The 554-nt window shown below is 60.8% G+C and carries 1 protein-coding gene; it reads right to left on the reverse strand.

Annotated elements, in window-relative coordinates; all coding sequences use genetic code 11:
• Positions 1-16: 16 nt before the first annotated feature.
• Positions 17-554: IS630 family transposase (locus G6N73_RS36230; protein WP_165034613.1), on the reverse strand; the 538-nt coding region annotated here is incomplete at its 5' end.

Genomic DNA, 554 nt, shown 5'->3' on the forward strand with positions numbered 1-554 from the left:
CTAGAGCGGGATGAGATTACCTCCGGTCGTAACCTGAGTTTGCGAAGTAATTTGAGCACTCGACAGGTGTGACGCGGTCGAGAATCTGGCCGATCGCGTCGCAGACCGTTTCGACGGTGCGTTTTGCGGCCTTTCGCAGCCAATGCTTGAGCTTGGCGAAGAGCTGTTCGATCGGATTGAGGTCGGGCGAGTATTTCGGCAGGAAGAAGAGCCTCGCGCCGGCCTTTCGGATGGCGCGACGCACGGCCTTGCCTTTATGGCTGCCGAGATTGTCCATGACGACGATGTCGCCCGGCTTCAGCGTCGGCGCGAGAACCTTCTCGACATAGAGGAGAAACCTCTCGCCGTTGATCGGCCCGTCGATGAGCCAAGGCGCCTCGACGCGATCCTGGCGCAGCGCAGCCAGAAAGGTCATTGTCTTCCAGTGGCCATTGGGAACTTTGGCCTTGATCCGCTGTCCGATCGGCGCCCAGCCGCTGAGCGGGGCCATGTTGGTCTTGGTCCAGGTCTCGTCGATGAACACCAGGCGGGCGGGGTCGATCCGGCCCTGATAA

The sequence above is a fragment of the Allomesorhizobium camelthorni genome, assembly GCF_011045125.1.
Lineage (GTDB): Bacteria > Pseudomonadota > Alphaproteobacteria > Rhizobiales > Rhizobiaceae > Allomesorhizobium > Allomesorhizobium camelthorni.